The organism is Pseudomonas sp. HN11 (assembly GCF_021390155.1).
Lineage (GTDB): Bacteria > Pseudomonadota > Gammaproteobacteria > Pseudomonadales > Pseudomonadaceae > Aquipseudomonas.
This window is the reverse complement of record NZ_CP089985.1, coordinates 2,755,799-2,779,915: the sequence shown is the minus strand read 5'-3', so window position 1 is coordinate 2,779,915 and position 24,117 is coordinate 2,755,799. Positions and strand designations below refer to the sequence as shown.

The 24,117-nt window shown below is 58.7% G+C and carries 22 protein-coding genes and 5 pseudogenes; 16 read left to right on the top strand and 11 right to left on the bottom strand.

The features are described 5' to 3' along the window. Positions 1-19: 19 nt before the first annotated feature. Positions 20-1,249 (bottom strand): M20/M25/M40 family metallo-hydrolase, encoded by a 1,230-nt coding sequence (locus tag LVW35_RS12635; protein WP_233895885.1) that lies wholly within the window; start codon positions 1,247-1,249, stop codon positions 20-22. Positions 1,250-1,340: 91 nt separating this feature from the next. Next, entirely contained in the window at positions 1,341-1,973 is a 633-nt protein-coding gene (locus LVW35_RS12630) for a LysE family translocator (RefSeq protein WP_233895884.1), read from the bottom strand. 123 nt (positions 1,974-2,096) lie between these two features. Here LVW35_RS12630 and LVW35_RS12625 point away from each other — a divergent pair, with 123 nt between their 5' ends. From LVW35_RS12625 to LVW35_RS12615, 3 genes are all read left to right on the top strand, one after another. Further along, positions 2,097-3,509 carry an aminotransferase-like domain-containing protein gene (locus LVW35_RS12625; protein WP_233895883.1) on the top strand — a complete coding sequence of 471 codons (1,413 nt, stop codon included), beginning with the start codon at positions 2,097-2,099 and terminating at the stop codon, positions 3,507-3,509. A 146-nt stretch (positions 3,510-3,655) separates the two neighbouring features. Then, positions 3,656-4,396, top strand: coding sequence for a response regulator (locus LVW35_RS12620; protein ID WP_233895882.1), 741 nt, complete (start codon positions 3,656-3,658; stop codon positions 4,394-4,396). Beyond that, positions 4,393-5,697 (top strand): ATP-binding protein, encoded by a 1,305-nt coding sequence (locus LVW35_RS12615; protein ID WP_233895881.1) that lies wholly within the window; start codon positions 4,393-4,395, stop codon positions 5,695-5,697. Before LVW35_RS12620 ends, LVW35_RS12615 begins: the two co-directional genes overlap by 4 nt. Positions 5,698-5,977: 280 nt before the next feature. On the opposite strand, the gene LVW35_RS12610 is transcribed toward LVW35_RS12615, so the two are convergent. After that, positions 5,978-6,907 carry a LysR substrate-binding domain-containing protein gene (locus LVW35_RS12610; protein ID WP_233895879.1) on the bottom strand — a complete coding sequence of 310 codons (930 nt, stop codon included), beginning with the start codon at positions 6,905-6,907 and terminating at the stop codon, positions 5,978-5,980. 331 nt (positions 6,908-7,238) lie between these two features. Here LVW35_RS12610 and LVW35_RS12605 point away from each other — a divergent pair, with 331 nt between their 5' ends. Together LVW35_RS12605 and LVW35_RS12600 are read left to right on the top strand one after the other, a co-directional pair. Further along, the gene (locus LVW35_RS12605; protein ID WP_442799675.1) at positions 7,239-8,345 is read left to right on the top strand and encodes a hypothetical protein; all 1,107 of its coding nucleotides are present in this window, start codon (positions 7,239-7,241) and stop codon (positions 8,343-8,345) included. A 143-nt stretch (positions 8,346-8,488) separates the two neighbouring features. Further along, positions 8,489-8,667, top strand: a pseudogene (locus LVW35_RS12600) (LysR substrate-binding domain-containing protein); the annotation flags it as partial. A gap of 947 nt (positions 8,668-9,614) precedes the next feature. On the opposite strand, the gene LVW35_RS12595 reads toward LVW35_RS12600, so the two are convergent. Next, a complete protein-coding gene (locus LVW35_RS12595; protein ID WP_233895875.1) occupies positions 9,615-11,279 on the bottom strand; it encodes an AAA family ATPase in 1,665 nt (554 codons plus the stop codon). Positions 11,280-11,451: 172 nt separating this feature from the next. Then, positions 11,452-11,616, bottom strand: a pseudogene (locus tag LVW35_RS12590) (formaldehyde-activating enzyme); the annotation flags it as partial. Between the two features lie 208 nt (positions 11,617-11,824). On the opposite strand from LVW35_RS12590, the gene LVW35_RS12585 reads away from it, so the two are divergent. Beyond that, positions 11,825-13,075: a ribonucleotide-diphosphate reductase subunit beta gene (locus tag LVW35_RS12585; protein WP_233895873.1), complete on the top strand. Its 1,251-nt coding sequence runs from the start codon at positions 11,825-11,827 to the stop codon at positions 13,073-13,075. A 150-nt stretch (positions 13,076-13,225) separates the two neighbouring features. Beyond that, positions 13,226-13,714: a DUF1289 domain-containing protein gene (locus LVW35_RS12580; RefSeq protein ID WP_233895871.1), complete on the top strand. Its 489-nt coding sequence runs from the start codon at positions 13,226-13,228 to the stop codon at positions 13,712-13,714. Positions 13,715-13,768: 54 nt separating this feature from the next. Here the strand turns inward: LVW35_RS12580 and LVW35_RS12575 are convergent. Then, positions 13,769-13,972, bottom strand: a pseudogene (locus LVW35_RS12575) (hypothetical protein); the annotation flags it as partial. A 110-nt stretch (positions 13,973-14,082) separates the two neighbouring features. Between LVW35_RS12575 and LVW35_RS12570 the strand changes: the two are divergent. The 3 genes from LVW35_RS12570 (at position 14,083) to LVW35_RS12560 (ending at position 16,834) form a co-directional block, all read left to right on the top strand. Continuing rightward, positions 14,083-14,997 (top strand): class I SAM-dependent methyltransferase, encoded by a 915-nt coding sequence (locus LVW35_RS12570; RefSeq protein WP_233895869.1) that lies wholly within the window; start codon positions 14,083-14,085, stop codon positions 14,995-14,997. A gap of 149 nt (positions 14,998-15,146) precedes the next feature. Beyond that, positions 15,147-15,866: a phosphatidylcholine synthase gene (pcsA, locus tag LVW35_RS12565; RefSeq protein WP_233895868.1), complete on the top strand. Its 720-nt coding sequence runs from the start codon at positions 15,147-15,149 to the stop codon at positions 15,864-15,866. Between the two features lie 188 nt (positions 15,867-16,054). Continuing rightward, positions 16,055-16,834 (top strand): TSUP family transporter, encoded by a 780-nt coding sequence (locus LVW35_RS12560; protein ID WP_033898325.1) that lies wholly within the window; start codon positions 16,055-16,057, stop codon positions 16,832-16,834. On the opposite strand, the gene nudC is transcribed toward LVW35_RS12560, so the two are convergent. Together nudC and LVW35_RS12550 are read right to left on the bottom strand one after the other, a co-directional pair. Further along, positions 16,802-17,635: an NAD(+) diphosphatase gene (nudC, locus tag LVW35_RS12555; RefSeq protein WP_233895867.1), complete on the bottom strand. Its 834-nt coding sequence runs from the start codon at positions 17,633-17,635 to the stop codon at positions 16,802-16,804. The genes LVW35_RS12560 and nudC overlap by 33 nt on opposite strands. 5 nt (positions 17,636-17,640) lie before the next feature. Next, complete coding sequence (locus tag LVW35_RS12550) at positions 17,641-18,453, bottom strand: crotonase/enoyl-CoA hydratase family protein (protein WP_233895866.1); 813 nt, start codon at positions 18,451-18,453, stop codon at positions 17,641-17,643. 192 nt (positions 18,454-18,645) lie between these two features. On the opposite strand from LVW35_RS12550, the pseudogene LVW35_RS12545 reads away from it, so the two are divergent. The 4 genes and pseudogenes from LVW35_RS12545 to LVW35_RS12530 form a co-directional block, all read left to right on the top strand. Continuing rightward, a pseudogene (locus LVW35_RS12545) lies at positions 18,646-18,861 on the top strand (chloride channel protein); the annotation flags it as partial. 126 nt (positions 18,862-18,987) lie between these two features. Further along, the gene (locus LVW35_RS12540; protein WP_233895865.1) at positions 18,988-19,542 is read left to right on the top strand and encodes a UPF0149 family protein; all 555 of its coding nucleotides are present in this window, start codon (positions 18,988-18,990) and stop codon (positions 19,540-19,542) included. 283 nt (positions 19,543-19,825) lie between these two features. Then, entirely contained in the window at positions 19,826-21,082 is a 1,257-nt protein-coding gene (locus LVW35_RS12535) for a 3-phosphoshikimate 1-carboxyvinyltransferase (RefSeq protein WP_233895864.1), read from the top strand. 32 nt (positions 21,083-21,114) lie between these two features. Continuing rightward, positions 21,115-21,504 (top strand): hypothetical protein, encoded by a 390-nt coding sequence (locus LVW35_RS12530; protein WP_233895863.1) that lies wholly within the window; start codon positions 21,115-21,117, stop codon positions 21,502-21,504. Position 21,505: 1 nt separating this feature from the next. Here LVW35_RS12530 and LVW35_RS12525 read toward each other — a convergent pair whose 3' ends face one another. Continuing rightward, positions 21,506-22,105, bottom strand: coding sequence for an NAD(P)H-dependent oxidoreductase (locus LVW35_RS12525; RefSeq protein WP_233895862.1), 600 nt, complete (start codon positions 22,103-22,105; stop codon positions 21,506-21,508). Positions 22,106-22,174: 69 nt separating this feature from the next. Here LVW35_RS12525 and LVW35_RS12520 point away from each other — a divergent pair, with 69 nt between their 5' ends. Further along, the gene (locus LVW35_RS12520) at positions 22,175-22,768 is read left to right on the top strand and encodes a TetR/AcrR family transcriptional regulator (RefSeq protein ID WP_233895860.1); all 594 of its coding nucleotides are present in this window, start codon (positions 22,175-22,177) and stop codon (positions 22,766-22,768) included. A gap of 111 nt (positions 22,769-22,879) precedes the next feature. Then, positions 22,880-23,257, top strand: coding sequence for a COG4315 family predicted lipoprotein (locus LVW35_RS12515; RefSeq protein ID WP_233895858.1), 378 nt, complete (start codon positions 22,880-22,882; stop codon positions 23,255-23,257). 20 nt (positions 23,258-23,277) lie between these two features. On the opposite strand, the gene LVW35_RS12510 is transcribed toward LVW35_RS12515, so the two are convergent. Together LVW35_RS12510 and LVW35_RS12505 are read right to left on the bottom strand one after the other, a co-directional pair. After that, positions 23,278-23,946 carry a GNAT family N-acetyltransferase gene (locus tag LVW35_RS12510; protein WP_233895856.1) on the bottom strand — a complete coding sequence of 223 codons (669 nt, stop codon included), beginning with the start codon at positions 23,944-23,946 and terminating at the stop codon, positions 23,278-23,280. 20 nt (positions 23,947-23,966) lie between these two features. After that, positions 23,967-24,080 (bottom strand): annotated as a pseudogene (locus tag LVW35_RS12505) (LysR family transcriptional regulator); the annotation flags it as partial. Positions 24,081-24,117 lie beyond the last annotated feature (37 nt).

Sequence of the window (24,117 nt, the reverse complement as noted above, 5' to 3'; positions counted from 1 at the left end):
GATGTCAATCAGTAGAAAATCACCGCTTCGAAAGCTCCATAATCATCCGACTAAGCAAATAAACCCGCGGCACCACACTCTCCACCTCCGCATACTCCTCCGGCGTATGAATATTCCCGCCAACAATCCCAAACCCATCCAACGTCGGCGTCCCAACCCCAGCCGACAGGCTCGCATCCGCCGCCCCGCCGCTGCCTTCAATGGTCAGCGTCTTACCCAACTCCGCATAAATCCCCTGGGCAATTGCGACCAGTTTGTCCGACTCCTGCGTTTGCGGCATCGGTGGCAACCCACGTTGCAGGCTGGTCTTCACTTCCGTCTCGGGGATCAGCTTGTTCGCCGACACGCGGGCCAGGTCTTTCTCGATGCGATCAAACTCTTCCGGCAATGCAGCACGCACATCGGCCTTGGCGGTGGCCTGGTCTGGGATAACGTTGGTACGGTCCCCCGCCTTGATCACCGTAAAGTTGATGGTGGTTTTCTTCTCTTCATCCCCCAGCTTGCCCAGTTGCAGGATCTGGTGCGCCGCTTCCATGGCGGCGTTGCGACCCAGTTCCGGGGCGACGCCTGCGTGGGCGGCTTTGCCTTTGACTTCGACCACGGCGGTGGCGCTGCCTTTGCGCCACACCACCAGGCCGTCGGCGGGGCGGCCGGGTTCGAGGTTAAGGGTGACGTCGTGGGCCTTGGCGGTTTTGCGGATGAGGTCGGAGGCGGCGTCGGAGCCGGTTTCTTCGCTGGCGTCGAGCAGGAAGGTGATTTGCGCGTAGTCCTTGAAGCCCTGATCCTTGAGGACTTTGAGCGCGTAGATGCCGGCGACGATGCCGCCCTTGTCATCCATCACGCCGGGGCCGTAGGCGCGGCCGTCCTTGATGTGGAACGGGCGCTCGGCGGCCGAGCCTTCCTTGAACACCGTGTCCATGTGAGCCATCAGCAGGATCTTGGCCTTGCCGGTGCCTTTGAGGGTGGCAACCACGTGACTGTTGTTGGCCGCTTTGTCCGGCACCAGTTCGATGGAAAAGCCCAACTGCTTCAACTCATCCACGGCAATGTCGCGCACTTGGGTCAGGCCCGGTTCATAACCTGAACCCGAGTCGATGTTTACCAGGCGTTCCAGCAGTTTCAGGGCGTCGGCCTTGTACTGTTCGGATTGTGCCTGGATCTGTTTGTGAGGTTCGGCGCTGTCGGCCGGCACGGCGAAGGACATGGCCAGCGTGGCGGCCAGGAGGGTACGGCGGAAGGTGAAGAGCATGAACCGATCCTTGTTTTTTGTTGGAAGGTGCCGCGACACCCTACCCCACTAGATCGATAGCAACCAACCCTCCTTTACTGCACTGACACCCTCAGTGAGCAAAGCCCCGTGCCAGCATCAATGCCACGCCCAACAGCAACAGAGCCGTGATCCGCTGCAACACCACCCGGCGCTTCGGGTTTTCCAGCACATACTTGATGCGCTGGCCGAAGTAGCAATACAGGCAGCCGCTGGCGAATTGCAGCAACAGGAATGTCAGCCCCAGGATGGCAATGTCCACCGCCGAACTGCTCTGCCCGGTCCCGGCGAACTGGGGGAATACCGCGCTGAACATGATCAGGGTCTTGGGGTTGGAAAACCCGGTAAGCAAGCCCTTGCCGAACAGGCTACGCGCCGCTTCCACATGGCCGATCCGTTCAATGACCACCCCACTACTGGTCCACTGTCTGTAGGCGAGGTGGAGGATGTACGCCACGCCGACCACCTGGATGACCTGGGTGATGACAGGGTAGCCCTTGATCAACTCGGAAAAGCCCACGGCAAAGATCAGGATAGCTATCAGGTACGACACACTGGCGCCGATCTGCGCCGGGATCGAACGGCGCAGGCCATCGCGCAGACCCAGGCTCAACAGCAGTAGGGTCATGGGGCCGGGGCTGAAGGTCATGGCGGCGCAAAACAACAGGAAGTAGAGGAACGAAGAGAGGGTTAACGCACTTGTCATGGCCGAGGACCTGGGGAGGAGAGCCCGCAGTCTAGGCCGTTGGCATTGCACAAGGCAGGTGAAGTGGGGCCTAATTCGCCCATACTTCACCGGTAAAATAACCAGCAAAGATAAGGAAACTGCGTGTCCGTATCAGCCATTGCCTTTGTCGAGGGCACCCCCAAGGTGCAACAGATCGTCGAGGCGTTCAGCCGGGCCATCGACAACGGCGAATGGACGCCAGGTAGCAAGTTGCCTTCAGTGCGCGAACTGACCCAGATCCTGGGCGTGAGCAAGTTCACCCTCAACGAAGCCCTTGACCGCCTGCGCGGACGAAATCTGCTTACCTCCAGCCAAGGCCGAGGCTACTTCGTGGCGATGGAGGTGGTGCGCCCGACCTCTACGAACTGGGTGGAACTGCTGCCCCAGGACATGCTCAGCGTGCTGCGTCGTCCCTTGGCCGCTGCCAACGGCGACCTGCGCCCCGGTGGCGGCCACCTGCCGGAAAGCTGGCTCGACAGCGAAGCGCTCCGTCAAACCCTACGCAGCGTGGTGCGTGCGCCGTCACTGCGCATCGCCAGTCTCGGCACACCGGCCGGGCTGCTGCCGTTGCGCCAGGCCCTGCAACAGAAACTGCACGGCGAAGGCCTGTCGGTGCCGGTAGAACAGATCATCACCACCCCCAACACCGTCCAAGGCCTGGACATGCTCATGCGCCTGCTGGCACGGCCCGGCGACACGGTATTGCTCGATGCGCCGTGCTACTTCAACTTCCACGCCAACCTGGCCCTGCACGAGGTCAAGGTGGTGACGATCCAGCGCCGCCCCGACGGTTTTGACTTCACGGCCCTCGAAGACCTATTGGCCGAACACCGGCCCAGTCTGTATCTGACCACCAGCGTCCTGCAGAACCCGACGGGCCATTCCTTCAGCCCAGGCCAGGCATTCCGCCTGCTGCAACTGACCCAGCGCTACGCTTGCCATATCGTAGAAGACGATCTCTACGGCGACCTGCATCCCAACCCGCCGCCGCGCCTGGCCGCCCTCGCCGGACTGGACCAGGTGACCTACTTGTCAGGTTTTTCCAAGAGCCTCAGCGCCAACGCGCGCACAAGCTTCGTGGTTGCAGCCCCGCAACTGGCAGCCAACCTTACCAATATGAAGTTGATGAGCGGCGGCGTGACCTCAGAGTTGTTCGAGCAGATTGTGTACCGCATGCTCAGCGAAGGCAGCTATGCCAAGCACCGCAAGCGCATGGTGCAGCGCTTGCTCGAGGCCGGTGGGCGCGTGGAGCAATGGCTCAAGCGTTGCGGCTGCGAACTGCCGATGGCTTATGAAGGCGGGATGTTTATCTGGGCGCGCCTGCCGCCTGGAATCAACGGCGAGCTGCTGGCCCAGGCGGCATTAAAACAGGGCATGGTGCTGGCACCGGGCGCGCTGTTTGGCTACGACCCGGTACAGCGTGATTCGATGCGTTTCAATGTGGCCCACAGTGATGAGCCACAGGTCCAGCGGTTGTTCGAGACACTGCTGGGAAGCGCTTCGCACCCCTCTTGATTTATGAACATTGCCTGTCGCACCCGCGATTTTGCATCGTCGTGTATCTCCCTATCGCCAGATACACTGCAATACAAAGGGCACAAGGCAAGGCTGCCGCCAGTGGCTAGACTGCGCCCCAACGAGTATTTAACGAGGAAGGCAGCATGGATCATGTCGATCACATCCTGATTGTCGATGACGACCGGGAGATCCGCGAACTGGTAGGCAACTACCTCAAGAAAAACGGCATGCGTACCACAGTGGTCGCCGACGGCCGCCAGATGCGCAGCTTCCTCGAAAGCACCCCGGTGGACCTGATCGTGCTGGATATCATGATGCCAGGCGACGATGGCTTGCAGTTGTGCCGCGAACTGCGAGTGGGCAAGCACAAAACCACGCCGGTGCTGATGCTCACCGCCCGCAATGACGAAACCGACCGCATCATCGGCCTGGAAATGGGCGCCGACGACTACCTGGTCAAACCCTTCGCCGCCCGCGAACTGCTGGCGCGCATCAACGCCGTGTTGCGCCGCACACGGATGCTGCCGCCGAACTTGGTGGTCAGCGAAACCGGACGGTTGATTCGCTTCGGCCGCTGGCGCCTGGACACCACCGCCCGCCACCTGCTCGACGAAGACGACACCCTGGTGGCGCTGAGTGGCGCCGAATACCGCCTGCTGCGGGTGTTCCTCGATCACCCCCAGCGCGTGCTCAACCGAGACCAGTTGCTGAACTTGACCCAAGGTCGCGATGCCGACCTGTTCGACCGTTCCATCGACCTGCTGGTGAGCCGCCTGCGCCAACGCTTGCTCGATGACGCCCGCGAACCAGCCTATATCAAGACCGTGCGCAGCGAGGGCTACGTGTTCTCGTTGCCGGTGGAGATCCTCGGGGCTGATCAATGAGCTTAAGGTTTGGTTGGCCACGCACCCTGGCGTCGCAGTTGTCACTGATCTTCTTGATCAGCTTGGTGTGCGCCCATGGTTTGTCCTTCAGTGCGCAGTTCTACGAACGCTACATCAGCGCGCGCACCGCGATGCTGGGTAACCTGGAAAACGATGTCTCCACCTCGGTGGCCATCCTCGACCGCCTGCCCGCCGACGAACGCGCCAGTTGGCTGCCGCGTCTCGACCGCCAGAACTATCGCTACCTCCTGAACGCGGGTGAAATCGGCGAGCCGATGAGCAGCGACGATGTGCCAATGGCCGCGACTTCGATTGCGGACGCACTGGGCGAGCATTACGCGCTGACCTTCCGCGACATTCCCGGCATGCAGAAGCACTTCCAGGCGCACCTGACCCTGGCCGATGGCAGCCCGATCACCGTCGACGTCCGCCCTGCTGCCCTGCCTGTCGCCTACTGGTTGCCGGTGGTGCTGGTGCTGCAACTGGCACTGCTGCTGGGCTGCACCTGGTTCGCCGTGCGCCTGGCCATCCGCCCGCTGACCCGCCTGGCCCGCGCCGTGGAAACCCTCGACCCCAATGCCCACCCCACGCCGCTGGACGAAAAAGGCCCGACCGAAGTCGCCCATGCCGCCGCCGCCTTCAATGAAATGCAAAAACGCATCGCCGAATACCTCAAGGAACGCATGCAGATCCTCGCGGCAATTTCCCACGACCTGCAAACTCCGATCACCCGCATGAAACTGCGCGCCGAATTCATGGAAGATTGTGCCGAACGCGACAAACTCTGGAGCGACCTGGGCGAAATGGAACACCTGGTGCGTGAAGGCGTGGCCTATGCGCGCAGCGTCCACGGCGCCACCGAAGCCAGTCATCGCATCAACCTCGACGCTTTCCTCGACAGCCTGGTGTTCGACTACCAGGACATGCACAAACAGGTCATCCTCACGGGCAAAAGCGCCGTGGTCCTCGACACCCGCCCCCACGCCCTGCGCCGAGTGCTGGTGAACTTGGTGGACAACGCCCTCAAATTCGCCGGGGCCGCGCAACTGGAAGTCGGCTCCACGGCAGAGGGCGAACTCTCGATCAAGGTCTTGGACAACGGCCCTGGCATTGCCGAAGACGAACTGATACAGGTGATGCAACCGTTCTACCGCGTCGAAAGCTCACGCAACCGCGGCACCGGTGGCACGGGCCTGGGTTTGGCGATTGCCCAGCAACTGGTCGTGGCGATTGGCGGATCGTTGACGTTGAGCAATCGGCCGGAAGGTGGGTTGTGTGCGCAGATCAAGATCACTTTGTGAGCCGCACTTGAACACAGAGATGCAGACACCCTGGTGTATCTGGCACACCGTGTCGATGCCATCGCAGCGATGCGGCGACCCGACAACCCAGCTCCCACAAGACCGTATTTGCCTTTGCTCTACCACTCAAGCCGGCTGTCAAGCCGCTGTGCTCTTGCTTTTGATCTAAGGCGCCCCGTCAAACACGCTGGCCGGAATTCGACAGGGATTTGGGGGGCCGCCGTAAGGACGGAACCAATACCAGCCGTTACCCAAATAACGGATATGTACCCTTACCCAATCAATTAGCCGCCGTAGACGGCTCCAACTGCCGCTGCGCCAACCAGATCTCCTCCTGCAACCACTGACCAAACACCTGCAACTGCGGCATATCCGTCTGCTCCGGCCGCGTCACCAGCCAATACGACTGATGCCCCTCCACATGCACATTCAGCACCTGAGTCAACTGCCCGCAAGCCAGCTCCGCCGCCACCATATGCCAGTCAGCAATCGTGATCCCCAATCCATCCGTGGCCGCCCGAATCGCCAAGTCCAGCAGATCGAACTCATATCCACCCTGGGTATCCACCCCGTGAATACGCGCCGCATCCAACCAATGTTTCCAGGTGAGATACCGCTGATCCTCACTGGCCAACACATGCAGCAGCGTCATGCGATTGAGGTCCACCCCATCGCTACATTCGCGGGCATACAGAGACGGCGCACACACGGCGATATGCCGTTCCTGAATCAACAGCGAACTGTCCAGGCAGTCCCACTCGCCATTGCCAAAACGAATCGCACAGTCGAGGGTGCTGGTCTGCGCCAGGCTGTCTTGCAGGCAGGTGGTGAGACTCAATTCCAGCTCGGGATGGGCTTCACGCAAGCGCCCCAGACGCGGCATCAACCAGCGACTGGTGAAGGTCGGCGGTGCATTAACATGCAAGCGGTTGGAGTGGGTTTTCTGTTGGATGCTGCGCACCGTCAGCTCGATCTTGTCGAAGGATTGGTGCAGTGCGCGCAGCAATACGCGGCCGGCGCTGGTCAGTTCCAAATGGTGATGGCGTCGTTCCAGCAGGTTTTCACCCAACTGTTCTTCCAACTGGCGAACCTGACGGCTGACCGCACTTTGGGTCACGTTCAACAGCTCCGCAGCCCGGGTGAAACTGCCGGTACTGCCGGCCACTTCGAAAGCCTTGAGGGCATTGAGACCGGGCATTTTGCGTTTCATGGCGAGCACTCGAAGACGACAGACGAGGCGCCAAGCATCCCATGAGCAGCAGTACAATTCCTAGCCAACATGATTTTTTGTATCAATCGATGTGTCTATTTCAACCCCCTGGCCTCACCACGCCAACTAACATTCGTTTAACGAACGTTTAACCACTGAATTTATCGTTTGTCGATCTTTGCGCGGATGACAAAACTGCGGGCATCTCTAATAAAAACAACATGAGAGCAGCCCCATGATCAACCGCCGCCCATTCCTGGGCACCGGCCTGCCCTTGCAGCTGGTCCGCTTCACCCTCATCCCCGTGCTCGGCGTCCTCGCGGCGCCGGCCATGGCCGTGCAGGTTACCGACAACCTCGACCTCGGCGGCGCCATCCGTGCGCGCTGGGACTACGACCCGGATCGCGACATCCAGAAGTTCGGCCTGGACACCGTGTTCCTCAGCGCCAAGTACAGCTCCGACACATGGATCGGCGAGGCGCAGTACCGTTTCTACGGGCGCTCGTACCCCTACCAGTACACCAAGAACTATGGCGACATCCAATTCGCCAAGTTCGCCTGGGTCGGCTACAAGTTCAACCCCGAGCAACACGTGCAAGTGGGCTTGAACACCGTGCCGTTCGGCTTGCAGCCTTACTTCGGCAGCACCTTCTACGAAACGCTGGGCAACGTGATCGGCCTGGAAGACGTGCAGCAGGTCGGTGCCAAATACGTGCAACAGACCGGCGACTGGAACATCCAGGCTGGCTATTACCTTCGCCCCGCGTGGCAGGGCAAGGGCACCAGCAAGGGCGTGACCTATTCCAGCGTGGTGTCTGGCGCCGACAGTTACGTTGGCGACGGCAGTGACAACCAGGAACGCAACACCGTGGTGCTGCGCGTGGCCAAGGCCCTGGACCTGGGCGACTGGAAGTCCGAAATCGGCCTGTCCGGCCTGACCTCGACCCTGGAAAACAAAGATACCGGCAACGATGGGCGACGCAACGCCGTGGCCATCCACTACCTGGGCAAAAACGGCCCGTGGGGCCTGCAATTGCAGGCCGCACGCCAGCAGATGTCGCCGCGTAACGCCGGTACGGACGAAGTGGTGACCCTGGGCGGGTATGACGGCACTTACAACGTCGCCAGTCGCGGCAACCTGTATGTGGCGGACCTGAGTTATGACGTGGGCGGCAAATACCTGTGGGATCAGGTCAGCGGTGTGAAGCTGTACGCCAACTACAGTGCCTTTGATAAATCCGCCGATGAGTTCAAGACCTCGCAACGGGTGATCCTCGGCACGTCGCTTTCCTTCAGCAAGTTGTGGATCGCGACGGAGTGGTTGATTGGCAAGAATGACCCGTACATTGGCGGCAGCAGCTATACCCAGAGCCTGGGGGCCGGAGGCAGCAATCAGTGGGAGAATCAGCTGTACATGAACATTGGGTATTATTTCTAACCACTGCTCTTCGTAGTGAACGGGCTAGCCCCGCTCACTACAAACATCGTGGGGACTCTGACCCATGCGCCGCCTGCCTTCCCTCAACATGCTCCGCGTCTTCGAAGAGGTCGCCTGCCACCGCAGCCCATTGCAGCAGTGAGCTGCTGGTGATCGACCAGCAGATGATCGAACGTGAGTTGGCCAACGGCAGCCTGCTGCCGATCACCCGCTGGAGGTGATCGGCCCCTATGGCTATTGGCTGGATGTAGCGACGCAAAAGCAGGGCTTATCAAAGGTTCGGTTGTTTACGCAGTGGCTTAATCGAGAAAGCGATGTTTGAATACGTCAGCACCTACCTATTTAAGGCTCAATATCAATCAAGAAAATCAGATGACCGCAGGATATTATACAAAACCCTACCCATTCAAAATAACCACTAACCAACTGTCAGAATGCCCTTTGTTTATCACACTAAGGCAGTTAGCTCCGGCCCCTTCAGAACAACGAGCCTCTCAGCATGAGAAATCTCCAACAACCCCCTCAAGAAAGCCCCTCTCCAGCAACGCCCACCTCCAGACTTTCGCAGAATACTTAGTTCTTTAGTTATCAACCGTGCCAGCGCCTCCTCTGTAAACTTACCTTCCGCTCTAGCTCTAAACTCGGATCGATAATTCAAGGTAACGAATCGGTATGACTTGACCAAAACGTTCATTTTTATATGAAACTCAATTCGTCTGGACTCCGCCGGCAAAAACGAAGAACTATTATAACCCAGACGAAACTTAACCCTACGGTGCGAACCTTCAAACACCGTAATCAATAGAAGCCGTTCAAGTATTGAGACATCATAGATAGGATGAATGAATTTTTCGGCAACACCATTGACGTGCCTGCTTCCTCGCTTACTATTACAATCAACGCAGGAGGGTATAAGATTATTACTATAAATTGAATACTCAGGAAAAGGCGCCTTGGGCAAATAGTGCTCAACGGTGCCCATTGCGGTGTTACCACACATCGGACAGGAACTGGACACATGTAACTTTACTTTCTTTACCCAGTCGAGCCCGTGCAATTTTGCCGCACCAACATAAAGAGCATGCAAACAAGTTACCGCCTCTTTAGTCAAACCGACTGAACGCATATAAGGACTGCCTTCGGTAAGTTCATATTCAGCGTACGCGCCTAGTATTCTATCGTACACAGATGATAGATGGCCATAGCTTTCACACACCTTAGAAAGAGAGGATTCATCTGTGGCAACGTACTGCTTGTAACTCTGCATACTTAACCACGCCCCTCGACATCATCCATGAGATCACTAATTTCCATGAGCATATTAAGATTAAATATATCACGGTAGCCATCCAAGACCTCTTCAAAGGACAAATCAGACTCCGACAAAAGCTGCGTAATTTTCCTGTGATACGCATTAGCGGTGCTATCCCCGAAGACAGCTGCAGATATCTCTGAAACACTTGCACCCAAGGTATTTAGATAGGGAGTTCCATTTACAATCTTCTCACCATCACGCTGAAGGACATGAACACAATGCTTTGGCAGTTCCCTCACGACATAAGCCGAATGCGTTGCTATGATAGCCGTTGACCCTGTGGCCGTAAGAATACGGTACAACAGCATCATATAGTCACTGATTAAATTCGGATGAAGATAAGTTTCAGGTTCATCTATGACGAGTAGAGCCCCATAGCTTGCATGCGTCAGAAAGTGCAAGGCAAACCTAAACATGACCCGTTGGCCACTACTTAACTCCACTGGTATCGACCCTGTCAGTGGAAAGATCGAAGGCGGTCGACTGGGGTCTACGGTACCGTAGATATCCAGGCTTCTATTCTCGCCACTGATTCTGTCGATGTTGCACCAGCGCTCTCCACGCTGATCAGTGAAGTAATACCCTTCAGGGCATCGATCAGTCACAGGAATAGCCAAGCGCTCCATGGGAATCAGGCTCTCCAGGCTAGAGCAGAGTATCGCCCAAGCGCGCTCGTTGAATGCATCACTTACATCTCTCAAAACGCCCAGCAATAAGTGCGATAAACTTTTCCCATACTCACTGGAAGCGTTCGGGTCCGCCGAGTTAAAAATCTGATAATCAAATGAAGAAGGTTTGCCAGGCATCGGTAACATTGTGAATGCGTCAGAGCTGTAAGCCAATACCCGATTAAAATAGAACCCGTCAGGAACATCCAGTCGCCTAGCGGATTGCTCGACTTTGCTTCCAGCATGGAAAGCCAACCCGGGTAAAGGAGCATGTTGATTCATATCGCCGCAGCGCTGGGCAATTGAGCCAATCAACCCTGATAAAAATTGAGTTTTTCCTACCCCGTTCACGCCGATCAGACAATGTATTCTATCCTCAAAATACCGATGATCTTTATATATAAAAGACAAGCTCAGCCATTCGTTGGTACCTGGCAATATCATCGAGAATGAAAAATCCACCCGCGTATCACCGTATGCTTCAGCAACATATGATGACTCGTAACCTCTCACGATAGACAGGTATGCATTGGTTCTTCTTAGAACGCCAAGACGAAAGGGTTCAAGCGAAGCAATGTCATTTAATTCAGCCTGTGAAATGCTCCCCAAGCTTTTGGCAGCAGAAAGCTCTCTTAACTCATGCAAAAGAGCATTATAGTCAGAGTCGTCCAAATTTGAGGCAAGGTATTGATACGTCGCTGGATCGCGAAGCAAACTTATGTATCTTGTCAACTCACCCGGCGGAGCATCTGCCAATCTGTTGAATATTTCATTTTTTACGTCGAACGGCATTACATAAAGGTGGAATACTAAGCACTCATGTTTATAATGTAACTCTATCACCGCATGATAATTAAACCCAAAATCATCCCAGCGAGGGTTGCCTAGTGTGACTCTTAACGGACCGTGAAAATTGTTTAATTCCTTAGGTAGGGTAATAGTCCACTGCATACCAAAAACTCCATCTTGTGATGGCTTAATGGTATCATTTGCACGCGCTCAATTCCTAGCCTGGCACCGGGAGTACAAATACTTAAAATGATCAAACTTGCTGACCACCAACATTACTCATAATGTTGAGTATGGCCTTGAAGGCACGCCTACACTCACCAGCAGCAGTGTTTTTGACCGGAATATTCGGCTGGGCGATCACCTTGAACGGACAATGCCCCTGGCTTGGCGACGCGAGGCTGTTGGCGAACGCCTGGCCGGCCGGACCGTTGCGTGGACCGCTGAGGATATTGATGTGGGCAGCGTTGACGGTCGGGCCTTCGAAACCTTCGCCGATGGTGAGATTTGCTCATACCCCCTGCAACGATGAAGGCCGTCTTGTGCGTTGACCATCTCTGACACACACCATATAGTGTGCTCACAAACAAAACAGACCACTACATAGTGTGCGGCATCGGTATTTACCGACCACACTATGCGCAGTATTTCAATGCCTTGAAGCCTGCAAAAAACTTATTTTTCGAATACCAGGAAGGAGCATTTCCATGTTGAGTTGGGATGAAGTCGACAACGAAGACACCGGTGCAGCGGTGATCAAGGGCGCCAATGCTGGCCACGCCAGCGAAGCTAACATGGACCGCCTCGACGGCGACGGCGCCAAAGCCGCCCTCGAAGCCCGCGCCGTCACCTCCAGTGACTCCGCCGCCATCGTGCGCGCCAAGGCCGCCCTGGACAAACTCGACGTCGCCGAAGGCCTCGCCGAACTCGAAGGCGCTTCCGCCCGCGTCGCAGTCGACGAAAAGCGCATGATCAACTGCCGCGCCGACCTCAACCAACTTGTACCCTTCAAGTACGACTGGGCCTGGCAAAAGTACCTCGACGGCTGCGCCAACCACTGGATGCCGCAAGAGGTCAACATGACCGCCGACATCGCGCTGTGGAAAAACCCCGAAGGCCTGACCGACGACGAACGCCGTATCGTCATGCGCAACCTGGGCTTCTTCTCCACCGCCGACTCCCTGGTCGCCAACAACCTGGTGTTGGCCGTGTACCGCCTGATCACCAACCCGGAGTGCCGCCAGTACATCCTGCGCCAGGCCTTCGAAGAAGCGATCCACACCCACGCCTACCAGTACTGCATCGAATCGCTGGCCATGGATGAAGGCGAGATCTTCAACATGTACCACGAGATCCCATCGGTGGCTAAAAAAGCCGCCTGGGGCCTGAAATACACCCGCTCGATCTCCGATCCGAAGTTCGAAACCGGCACCGTCGAGACCGACAAAGAGCTGCTGCGCAACCTGGTCGCCTACTACTGCGTGCTGGAAGGCATCTTCTTCTATTGCGGCTTCACCCAGATCCTCTCCATGGGCCGTCGCAACAAAATGACCGGCGTGGCCGAGCAGTTCCAATACATCCTGCGCGATGAGTCGATGCACCTGAACTTCGGTATCGATGTGATCAACCAGATCAAGATCGAAAACCCGCATTTGTGGGATGCCGAGATGAAGGAAGAAGCGACCCAGATGATCCTGCAAGGGACTCAGCTGGAGATCGAATACGCTCGCGATACCATGCCGCGCGGGGTGTTGGGGATGAATGCGGCGATGATGGAGGACTACCTCAAGTTCATCGCCAACCGTCGCCTGTCGCAGATTGGCCTTAAAGAAGAGTACCCAGGCACTACCAACCCGTTCCCGTGGATGAGCGAGATTATGGACTTGAAGAAAGAGAAGAATTTCTTCGAAACCCGTGTGATCGAATATCAGACTGGCGGCGCATTGAGCTGGGACTAATCGACAACACTGACCTGACTGTGGGAGCGGGCTTGCTCGCGAATGCGGAGTGTCAGTTGATAAATCTGGTAACTGATACACCGCTTTCGCGAGCAAGCCCGCTCCCACATTGGGTCTGCGGTGTTTTACAGACTTTGCAAATTGCCCTTTATGCCCAATCAAACCATCAAGACGCCCTGCGTCGGCCTGTGCTCCACCGTTTACGGGGACCTGGTCTGCCGGGGCTGCAAGCGTTATCACCATGAAGTGATCCAGTGGAACGGCTATAACGCCGAGGAGAAACAGGCGGTATGGCTGCGCCTGGAGCAATTGCTGGTGCAGGTCATGGCCAGCAAGCTGGAGGTGTTTGATGCGCACCTGCTGCGTCAGCAACTGGAAAACCGCAAGATCCGTTTCATGCCGCACCAGTCGCCGTATTGCTGGGCGTACCAGCTGATTGCCCGGGGTGCGCGGGTGATTTCCAAGTTGGAAGCGTACGGGCTGGCGTTGCTGCCGGAGTTTCGCGAACGAAGCCTGGCGGATCTGCGAGATGCGATTGACCGGGAGTTTTTCTTGCTGTCCGAGGCGCATTACGAGCGGTACATCGCCCCCGGGTTCTTGAAGGAAGCGTTTGGGCCCGCTCTGATCGCCACTGTCTAAAAACACCACAAGTCACCACATTTGGATGTGCGCCCGTCAGCGAGTCCAAGAGGCTTCGCGGGCGACCAAGGTCAGGGCTGACATGCTTTCCGGTTCGTCCATCTCGCCATCGCCAATGACGCCCCAGACGTGACGGTCGGTGGTGTCCTGCAAGTTGCGGTGCTGCAGACAACGCATGAAACGCGCCTGGAAAATCGCGCTGATGGGGCCGATGCCCATGGAGCCGGTGGGAAACTGCCAGAAGTCCGGCATCAGCCAGGAGCATGAATCACTGCCAATCTTCTCTTTATGAGCACGTTATGCTCAAACAGGACGAAAGCCCGCAATTGTGTTTAAAATGCCGCCCGCTCAACGACCGACGTTTAACGATGAACCCAGACGCACTCGCCACCCTGCACGCTCACCTGCTCACCGCCCTGGCGAGCCCACCGGACGAAACCCGGCGTCTGTTCCATGGCCGTGGACGTTGCTGGCCGGGCCTGGAGCAACTGACGGTGGACTGGTTGCAAGGTGTGCTGCTGGTCTCGTTGTTCAAGGAACCGGACGCTACCCAGCTGGAAGCGTTGAAACAGCTGCTGCAAACCGGGTTCGGTACTTACACTGTCGCGTTGCAACACCGTTACCTGCCGCAAAGCACTACTGAATGGCTGGTGGGCGCACCCGTCGACGAGCTGACCATTACGGAAGGCGGCCTGCACTACCTGATCGACCTGGGTAAAAAACAGAATAGCGGGCTGTTCCTCGACATGCGCTACGGGCGCACTTGGGTGCGAGAGCAGGCCAAGGGCCGACGTGTGCTCAATCTGTTTGCCTACACCTGCGGATTTTCCGTGGCGGCCATTGAGGGCGGCGCCGATCATGTAGTAAACCTCGACATGGCCCGTGGTGCGCTGAGCCGTGGTCGCGACAACCATCGCCTGAATGGTCATGACCTCAGCAACGTTAGCTTCCTGGGCCACGACCTGTTCAAATCCTGGGCCAAAGTTACCCATAGCGGCCCGTATGATCTGGTGATCATCGACCCGCCGTCGTTCCAGAAAGGCAGTTTCCTGCTGACCAAGGACTACCAACGCGTACTGCGTCGCTTGCCGGCTTTGCTCACGCCACAAGGCACCGTATTGGCCTGCATGAATGATCCGGCGTTCGGCGAAGACTTCCTGATCGACGGCGTGACCCACGAAGCACCGGGCCTGCGCTTTGTCGAGCGCCTGGAAAACCCGCCGGAATTCCCGGATATCGACCCACAAAGTGGCTTGAAGGCACTGGTGTTCCGCCAGGGCTGATGCCGAAACGTCTTACGCTTGCTACGCTAAGTGATACACCGGGGTGGTGAACCTTATTGCCCCCTTCCCGGTCGATACCTGCATTCCCCGGCCAGACTCGACGGCGTCACGTTGTCGGCTGCCCCGTTTCACCATTTGGAGAACCGCCCGTGATATCGACCCTGCATGTAGCCAGACTCAAAGCCTGGGGCGCCCACGGCTTTACCGCCACCGGTGTGGTATTGGCCTTCCTGGCCACCCTGGCGCTGCTGGAAAACTCACCCAAGGCCTGCCTGCTGTGGCTGGGCCTGGCACTGGTAGTGGACGGTGTCGACGGTTCACTGGCGCGACGGGTGAACGTCAGCACGGTCTTGCCGAGCTTCGACGGTTCGGTGCTGGACCTGGTGATCGACTACCTCACCTACGTATTCATTCCAGCCTTGTTCATCTACCGCTACATCGACCTGCCGGACTTTACCCACCTGTTTACGGTGTCGGTGATCCTGGTGTCGTCGCTGTTCTGCTTCTGCAATGTGAACATGAAGAGCAAGGACAACTACTTTGTCGGCTTCCCTGCCGCATGGAACGTAGTGGCCCTGTGCGTCTATATCATCCAGCCGGAAGCCTGGGTCACCTTGCTTACGGTGATCGGCCTGGCATTGTTGACCGTGACGCCGATGAAATTCCTGCACCCGTTCCGGGTCAAGCGCTTCATGCCGATCAATATCGCAGTGACCACGATCTGGCTGCTGTGCAGCTTCTTGATGGTGGTGGATTACCCGAACACCAACCCATGGACGTTTGGGTTGTGGTCGGTGATGTCGGCGTATTTCCTGGGGATTTGTATCTGGCGGACCGCGCTGGAGTGGCTGGAGAAACGTCACGGTTGATCGCGGTTACCAATGGGAAGCGGGCTTGCTCGTGAACGCGGTGGGTCAGTTATGGATATTTTGACTGACACACTGCATTCGCGAACAAGCCCGCTCCCACATTTGGTTCTCGATACATCCGGCAGGTAAGATGCAGGCCTTTGGCGCCGCCCTCTCGCTGCGCACCCTGCCAAGAATAAGCCCTGCCCATGCCCTTCGAACTCAGCGTAGACCTCACCACCCTCGCCATCCTGGCCGTTGTCGCCTTTATCGCCGGTTTCATCGATGCCATTGCAGGCGGCGGCGGTTTGCTCACCACCCCTGCGCTGCTCACCGCCGGCATGCCGCCGCACCTGGTACTGGGCACCAACAAGCTCAGTTCCACCTTCGGCTCGGCCACCGCCAGCTTCACCTTTTATCGCCGCAAACTGTTCCATCCGCGCCAGTGGGTGCATGCCATCGTCGGCACGCTGATCGGTGCGCTGACCGGCGCCGTGGTCGCCCACTACCTGCCCGCTGAAACCCTGAACAAGATGCTGCCGGTGATCGTATTCGCCTGTGGCGTGTACCTGCTGTTTGGCGGCACGCCCAAGGCGCCGCTGGATGCAGACGCGCCGATCAAGAAAAAATGGCAATCCACCCAGGGCTTCGGCCTGGGCTTCTACGATGGCGTGGCCGGCCCCGGTACGGGAGCGTTTTGGACCGTGAGCACGATGTTGTTGCACCCCATCGATCTGGTAAAGGCCAGCGGCGTAGCGCGCAGCATGAACTTCGTCAGCAACGCCGCGGCGCTGACGGTGTTCATCATCAATGGCTCGGTGGATTGGATCGTCGGCCTGGCCATGGGCGTGTCGGTGATGTGTGGCGCGTTCTTTGGCGCACGCAGCGCGATCAGCGGCGGCGCCAAATTCATTCGTCCGGTGTTTATCACCGTGGTCCTTGGCCTGACGGTGCGCCTAGCCTGGCAACACTGGTTCAGCGTGGCCTAACCGACGGGCCAGGTAGAGGTCGATCAGGTAACGCGCAATCGAGCGTGACGCCGGCAACGGCGGCAAGTCGTGAATATTGAACCACTGTGCGTCTTCGATCTCATCGGCCTGGGGCACGATATCGCCCCCGGCGTACTCGGCATGGAAGCCGAGCATCATCGAATGGGGGAACGGCCAGCACTGGCTGCCCATGTACTGGATGTTCTTGACCTCCAGCTGCACCTCCTCACGGACCTCGCGAATCAAGCAGTCTTCGGCCGACTCGCCCGGCTCGGCAAACCCCGCCAGCGTGCTGTACACCCCCGTGACAAACCGTGGCGAACGCGCCAGCAGAATCTCGTCACCACGGGTCACCAGCACGATCATGCTTGGCGAGATACGCGGGTAGCAGCGCAAGTCGCAAGCCTGGCAATGCATCGCCCGCTCGCGCGGCACCTGGACCATGGCCTGGCCGCAACTGCCACAAAACCTGTGCTCGCGGGCCCAGGTGCCGATCTGCGCCGCGTAACCCAACACCTTGTAAAGGGTATGATCGCCTTGCAGCATGAAACCACGCAGGCCCTGCCAGCTGCAGCCCGGCACTTCAGCCGCCGAGTTGAGTTCCAGCAGGTACACCGGCTCGCCATCAAGGTGGCCGATGCCATGTTCGGCAAACACCGACAGGTCCTGGCGCTTGAGCCATTCCCTGGGGAACAGCGGGCCGTTGGTGTCATGCAAAAAGCCGTCGCGGCTGCGGGCAACGGCCCAGCCGCCGGGGGTGTCGTTGTCCAGCAGCGTTGTGGTAATCCAGCCTGGGGTCATGTCAGTCAATCCACGAATTCGGGGTTCTGCTTACTCATGTGGGCCGCGATGGCCACGCGCAGGTCGTTTGATTGCAACATAGCCGAGTTCCAGGTGGCAACGTATTCCAGGCCATCGTTGACTGTATGGTCACGCATGTAACTGATCATGGCCTTGGTACCGGTGACCGCGATCGGCGATTTGGCGGCGATTTCATGGGCGACTTCCATGACGCCGGCCAACAGACTGTCCTGATCGGGATAGACGCGGTTGACCAGGCCGATGCTGCGCGCCTCTTCAGCGCCGAACTGGCGACCGGTGTAGGCCAGTTCCCGTAGCATACCGTCGCCGATGATACGTGGCAGGCGTTGCAGGGTGCCGACGTCGGCGGCCATGCCGATGTCGATCTCCTTGATGGAGAATTGCGCGCCTTCGGCGGCATAGCGCATGTCGCAGGCGCTGATCAGGTCGATGGCGCCGCCGATGCAGTAACCTTGAACCGCCGCCAGCACCGGCTTGCGGCAGTTGTCGACGGCATTGAACGAGGCTTGCAGCTCAAGGATCTTGCGGCGCAGCAAGCGTGCGTTGCGGCCCACGTCCTTGCCGAATTCATTGGCCACCGAGGCCAGCATCATCAGGTCGATGCCGGAGGAAAAATGCTTGCCAGCACCGCTGAGCACCACGGCGCGTACGGCGTCGGTGTCTTCGACCCACTGGAAGATGTCGATGATTTCGGTCCAGAAGGCTGCGTTCATCGCGTTGATCTTTTCCGGACGGTTGATCTGCACATGGGCAACGTTGCCGGTGAGTTCGACGACGAAAGCTTGGTATTCGGACATGGCAGTGATCCCTGACTGGCGAGTGATAAGGCCCGAACTATAACAAGGGAGCGTAACGGCACATCGGCCAAAAACGGGACGGGCAAACGTAATGAAATGTTGTAGACCCAAGGTTCGTGCAGTGTCATTACATTTCACACGGGAAGCGCGGTTTATCAGCTATACAATCGGGGCCACTGCCTGGAGCCGTCTATGCCCTCCACGTTTCGTTCATCCTTGATCCTGGCCCTGGTGGTTGTGCTGACCGGCATTGGTGCCGGCTTGGGCGGGATGTTGCTCGCCCTGCTGCTACATGGCATTCAGCACCTGGCCTATGGCTACAGCCTCGACAGCCTGGTCAGCCATGAAAGCTTCCTGTGGGGCGTGACGGCCGCTTCGCCCGAGCGACGCTTGGCCGTATTGGTGGTTGGCTCGGTGTGCGTCAGCAAGCTGTGCAAGCGCTGGGAAAATGCTGGATAAAACCCCGCACACACGCCATCCTTTGCGCTTTAAGCCGCCCCCATTCGCGGCGCTAGACGTTTGAAGGATATGCCCATGCACGCCCAACCTCTGACCCCTGCCGAATTCGAATTCATCGAAAACACCCTGCTCAAGTACGGCGACGACCACTCGGTGTTGAACCTGGCCGAACTCGACGGCTACTTCACCGCGCTGGTGTCCAGCCCGGTCCAGGTGGACGTGGCCGAGTGGTTCCCGGCAATCTGGGGCGGCCAGAACCCGGAGTGGGACAACATGGACGAAGCGCAAACCTTCCTCGAACTGTGCGTGCGCCACATCAACACCTTGGCCGGACAATTGGCGACCGACGCCACCGGCTTCAAAGCCCGCTTCGACGACACCGAACACCAAGGCCACACAGTGACCCTCGCCGAAGAGTGGTGCTTTGGCTACATCCGTGGCGCCGCCATCGGCAACTGGCCGGAACTGCCGACAGAGCAGGCTGCACTGCTGGAAAAAATCTCCTGGTGCGCCGAACAGGACAACTTCGAACTCCCGGCCGACCTGGATGTGCAAGCACACCAGCAACGCGTCAGCGAAATCGAACCGGCAGCGCTAGCCCTGCATGATTACTGGCTGTCGAAACGATAATTCGACTTCGCTCTGCTTTAGCTTTTGATCTTGATCTTAAGCGCCCCGTCAAACACGCTGGCCGAACGCAGGCTTGAATCCGTGGGTAACCCGGCAGGACGCCGGGTTAGCCGCCGTTACCCAAATAACGGATATGTACACCGTTAGACCGCCATCGCTGGCAAGCCAGCTCCCCCAGTTGAATAAACCCGACATCATCACCCCAAGCTCGACAAGCACCACATCTATACCCGATTATTCAACTCCGCCCGCCGCCCTCGCCTTGAATCAGGAGCCTTGTACCTTGAGTTCGCAGAAAACCGTGACCGTTACACCGCCCAACTTCCCCCTCAACGGCAAGGTCGCGCCCCCCGGCTCCAAATCCATTACCAACCGCGCCCTCCTGCTGGCCGCCCTGGCCAAAGGCACCAGCCGCCTCAGCGGCGCACTCAAGAGCGACGACACCCGCCACATGTCCGTGGCCCTGCGCCAGATGGGCGTCACCATCGACGAGCCGGACGACACCACCTTCGTCGTCACCGGCCAAGGCAAACTGCAACTGCCATCGCAGCCCTTGTTCCTCGGCAACGCCGGCACCGCCATGCGCTTCCTCACCGCTGCCGTCGCCACCGTGGAAGGCACCGTGGTGCTGGACGGCGACGACTACATGCAAAAACGCCCGATCGGCCCGCTGCTGGCAACCCTCGGCCAGAACGGCATCCAGGTCGACAGCCCCACCGGCTGCCCACCGGTCACCGTGCATGGCGTCGGCAAGATCAAGGCCAAGCGTTTCGAAATCGACGGCGGTCTGTCCAGCCAATACGTATCGGCCCTGCTGATGCTCGCGGCCTGTGGCGAATCGCCGATTGAAGTGGCGCTGACTGGCAAGGACATTGGTGCCCGTGGCTACGTGGACCTGACCCTGGACTGCATGCGCGCCTTCGGTGCCCAGGTCGAAGCGGTCGACGACACCACCTGGCGCGTGGCCCCAACCGGCTACACCGCCCACGACTACCTGATCGAACCCGACGCCTCCGCCGCCACCTACCTATGGGCCGCCGAAGTGCTGACCGGTGGCCGCATCAACATCGGCGTGGCCGCGCACGACTTCACTCAGCCGGACGCCAAGGCCCAGGCCGTGATCGCGCAGTTCCCAGACATGCAGGCCACGGTGGTCGGTTCACAGATGCAGGACGCCATCCCGACCCTGGCGGTGCTCGCGGCATTCAACAATACCCCGGTTCGCTTCACCGAGCTGGCCAACCTACGGGTCAAGGAATGTGACCGCGTACAGGCGCTCCATGACGGCCTGAACGAGATCCGCCCGGGCCTGGCGACCATCGAAGGCGACGACCTGCTGGTAGCCAGCGACCCCGCCCTGGCCGGCACCGCCTGCACCGCGCTGATCGACACCCACGCCGACCATCGCATCGCCATGTGCTTTGCCCTGGCCGGGCTGAAAGTCTCGGGTATCCGTATCCAGGACCCGGACTGCGTAGCCAAGACCTACCCTGAGTACTGGAAGGCCCTGGGCAGTCTTGGGGTGCAGTTGAGTTACTGAGGGCTCGGCGTCGGAATGGGGAGGCACTGCACATGACAATTCGCCAATCCTGCCCACCCGGCGCCTGTGTCTGCGACCGCGAACAATTGCTGCAAGCGCCGGGCGCCGACCTGCGTATCCTCAGCCTCACGCGGCAGGAAGAGAAAAAACTGCTCGACCGCCTTGAACACCTCAAGAGCCTGCAAGACCTGGAACGCATGCAACAGTTGATGTACCAGCAATTGGGTATTCGCGTGCATATCGCGCCAGGCCACACCGAGGTCAAAAGCATGCGTGGCATTCAGATCGTGATCGAGGAGCTGCCGGGCCTGTGCCGCAAGACCCGTCAATCGATCCCGGCGGCGATCCGCCGAGGCCTGGAGAATCAGCCGGAAATCGCTTATCGCTTGCTGGATGCCCACGATTTGTTTCGCGAAGGTTGAATCAACCGGCGACTGCTTCCGTTTCGAACAGTCCCTCGCCCAAGGCCCTGGCCTTTTCCAGATGCGCCTGCGCCCCGCCGCTTTCCGAATCCAGCAACAGCGCTGACGTCACCACCTGTGCGCCACAGTAATCGAAGATTCCGTAGTCAATCTGCGTGCGCATGGCCTTGGCATAACCGTGCCGATCAAATGCGTCGTCGTCGGCAGCGCCCAGTGCCAGCAGGTGTACCTGCAAGTGCCCGAGCTTTTTCGTCACTGGCGTATCCGGGCCGTAATCAAGGGCCCAGCCGTTGATGAAGACGCGGTCGATCCAGCCTTTGAGCAGGCCCGGCATGGACCACCAGTAAATCGGGAACGCCAACACCAGCGCGTCGGCGCGATCAATGCGGGCTTGTTCAGCGAGTACGTCGGCCGGTGGCGTGGCGCGCGTGTGGTGTACCAAATGGTCGGCGGCGCTGTAGCGCGGGTCGAAACCTTCGGCAGCGATATCTGCGATTTCGAACGTATGGCCCGAAGCGCAGAGTCCAGCGGCTACCTGCGCTGCCACGCTGTGGGTGAGGGATTGCGGGTCGTGGTGAGCAACAACGATGAGTGCGTGCATGACATTGACTCCCTTAGAGGTTACGCTAGGCTTAAGTTACGATTAGTAAGTTACTTTTGGTATATAAGCATGTCAACCCCTTCATCCGCTACCCCACGTCGTCGACTGTCCCGTGAAGATCGCCTGCGCCAGCTACTTGATGTGGCTTGGCAATTGGTGCGCGAGGAAGGTACCGAAGCGCTGACCCTCGGCCGCCTGGCGGAATTGGCCGGCGTGACCAAGCCGGTGGTCTACGACCATTTCGTCAGCCGTGCCGGGTTGCTGGCCGCGCTGTATGAGGATTTCGATGCCCGTCAGGACCAGGTCTTTGCCGGCGCCATCGCCGCCAGCAGCGCAACCCTTGACGATCGTGCCTGGGTGATCGCCGAGTCCTATGTCGATTGCGTGCTATTGCAGGGTCGGGAAATTCCGGGAGTGATTGCGGCACTCAGCAGCTCGCCGGAACTGGAGGCCCTCAAGCGCCAGTACGAGGCGATATTCCTCGACAAATGCCGCGACGCGTTGTCGCCCTTTGGCCGTATCTCCCAGGCGGGACTGCGGGGCATGCTGGGGGCCGCGGAAGCGCTGTCCCAAGCGGCGGCGAGCGGCGAGATCAGCCGAGAAGAGGCGCAGCAGGAGTTGCTGGCAACCATTCTGGCGATGGTCAATCGCGGCCGCGTTTAAATAATTTCTGACCGGCAAGGAATAATCCGGCGCGGCGGGTGTTTACCTGAGTACGGCGTGTGAATACAGCACAACGCCAGTATCCAGACCAATAACACTCAGGAGTTCGTCATGCTGAAAAAATTCTCCCTCGCGGCTGCCGTCGTTATCGCCTGCGCCTCTTCCATGGCCTTCGCCGCACCGGCCAAAATCGCCGACAGCGCCAAAGGTAAAGTGCTGGTGGACAGCAAAGGCATGACCCTCTACACCTTTGCCAAGGACAGCGCGGGCAAGTCCGTGTGCAGCGGCCAGTGTCTGGCCAACTGGCCGGCGTTCACCGCCTCGGCAGCGGCAAAAGATGCTGATGGCTACACCGTGATCACCCGTGACGACGGTAGCAAGCAATGGGCCTACAAGGGCCAGGCGCTGTACACCTGGGTCAAGGACAGCAAGCCGGGCGACATCACCGGTGACGGCGTTGGCGGCAACTGGAACCTGGCCAAGCCTTAAGGCCAATACGGGGCTGTCGTTCAGCCCCGATCCTGGATAAACAGCTGCACCCTGCGCGCCAGTTGATCAAGATGCCGATCCCGTTGCTTCTCGGCATCCACCATGGCGCGCTTTCCATGTTTTTGCAGCAGATAGGTATGAATCTGCCGCACTTCCAGCGAGCTGTAGATCGCCGCCACGTCCAGCACACCCATCAAACCCTCCGTGCCGTACTTCCGTGTGTTCATCAGCACCTGGGTACCGCGTGCGCCACGCACCTGAAAGCCCATGCCTTCAAAGGCAGGCACCTTCTCCACCGAGCACGCCAACTCCGCGTGGGGATAATGGCTCAGCACGTCATGCATCATTGCGCGTGCCACGCCCTGGCGCCGGTAACCGACTTGCACTGCCATGAACGCGACGCCGCAGGCTTGCGGATCATCCTTCACCGGCAGGTACAGGCAAAAGCCGATCAGCTTGTCCTCTTCCATTGCCACCACCAACTCGACAGCAATGCCCTTGGCGCCGTTCAGCGCCTCCAGGTACAGGTGCACCTCGAAGCCAACGGCGTATTGGTAGATGTTGTACAGCAGGTTGCTCGGCGGCAGCGCCACACTGCTGATGTCGGTGAGGTTGTCCACCACCATCTGCAGGATCTGAGCATTGATGGGCTCGGGGCACGGTGTGGTGTAGCGGGTAAGGCTGAACATGCAAATTCCTGGTTTAAGCATCAAGGCATCGCCAATTGTACCTGTTGCAGCCCACACACCTCACGCAAACATCCGTGCCCCCAGCGATGGGCCAGGTCGGCATCCAGCCTGGGGAGCCAGAGCATCGCCAGGGCAATGACAGGTGGCCGCATTACTGCCGTTAATGCCCCA